Origin of the sequence: Lactobacillus kalixensis DSM 16043, assembly GCF_001434335.1 — a bacterium.
GTDB lineage: Bacteria > Bacillota > Bacilli > Lactobacillales > Lactobacillaceae > Lactobacillus > Lactobacillus kalixensis.
Genome location: NZ_AZFM01000079.1, coordinates 1 through 1493, shown reverse-complemented (window position 1 = coordinate 1493; position 1493 = coordinate 1). Strand labels below are relative to the sequence as shown.

Below are 1493 nucleotides of genomic sequence, written 5' to 3'. Positions count from 1 at the left end.
TTAGCGTCACTATCAATTTGATCCTTAGCGGCTTGCTTTTGATCATCAGTCAAGTTGTTGTCTTGATCAATGGCTTTCTTAGCTTCATCAGCACTGTTAGTAATGTCAGTTTTGGCTTGGTCCTTAGTTTCAGAAGTTGTTGGAATCTTGATGTTGTTAATAGTTTCTATACCAGTATTCTTAGCAGATTCAACACCGTTGTTAGTAGTTGCGGAATCGATTGCAGCCTTAGCAGCAGTTGCTTCTTGGTCGACTTCATTGTTCAAAGTATTGGCTTCATCAGTAGTTAATGGAGCCTTAGCAATTTCGCTCTTCTTAGCCGCAGCTGCAGAATCGATTGCAGCCTTAGCAGTTACCTTATCGATGGCAAGCTTACCTGCATCAGTTGCATCCTTAACGCCTTGATCATCAGTAGCATTATTGATATTGTCCTTAGCTTCCTTAGCATCTTGATCGATTTGATCCTTAGCTGTTTGCTTTTGATCATCAGTTAAACCAGGAGTTTGATCAATAGCCTTCTTAGCATCTTCAGCCGCCTTATCAATATCATTGTTTGCTTGATCCTTGACTGATGAAGTTGATGGAATGTTGATGTCTTCAATAACTGAAATGCCATTGTCTCGAGCAGTTGCAACCTCTTGGTTAGTTGATGAGTTGTCGATATTTTCTTTTGCGTTTGAAGCAATATCGTTAACCTTCTTAACTAATTCAGCCTTTTCTTCCTTAGTTAAGTTTGCGGCGTTGTTGATGTCATTAATCTTGCTGTCAGCTTTATTTTGAACTGCATCCTTTGCAGCATTCTTAACAGCTGATTCTGCTGAAACTTCAACATTATTAATATTGTTAATTCCAGTGTTCTTAGCTTCTTCAACTGCAGTATCTGAGATTGCATTTCTTATAGCATCTTTTGCTTGATCAGCAGCATTATTAGCTTGCTTAATCAAATCATTCTTTTCATCAGCAGTTAAAGCAGTTGCATTGTTAATTTCATCAAGCTTCTTGTTCAATGCGGCATCGATTTCTGCAATTGCTGCATCCTTAACCTTAGAATCTGTTGGAATGTCAAGGTCATTAATCTTCTTAAGGCCTTCATTCTTAGCAGTATCAACATCAAGATCATTTGTTGCATCATTGATGTTCTTCTTAGCATCAGTTGCAGCTTGGTCTACTTGATCAGTTAAGCTCTTCTTTTCTTCACTAGTTAAGTTAGGAGCATTCTTAATTGCTTCCTTCTTAGCATCTGCAGCATCGTCAATTGCCTTGATTGCATCTTGCTTAGCTTGAGAACTTTCTGGAACTGTTACCTTATTGATGTCGTTAACACCATTAGTCTTAGCGTCCGTAACTTCAGTGTCCGTTGTTGCTGAATCGATCTTGTCTTTAGCCTCTTGAGCTTTGTTATTTACTTGATCAACCAAGCTTTGTTTTTCCTCATCAGTTAAGTTAGGAGCATTCTTAATTGCTTCCTTCTTAGCATCTGCAGCATCGTCAAT

Annotated in this window: 1 protein-coding gene; it reads right to left on the bottom strand. The window is 38.5% G+C overall.

Annotation, left to right across the window (positions count from 1 at the left end):
* On the bottom strand, positions 1-1493 hold a 1493-nt coding region (locus tag FC46_RS09790), incomplete at both ends, for a DUF1542 domain-containing protein (RefSeq protein WP_157046841.1).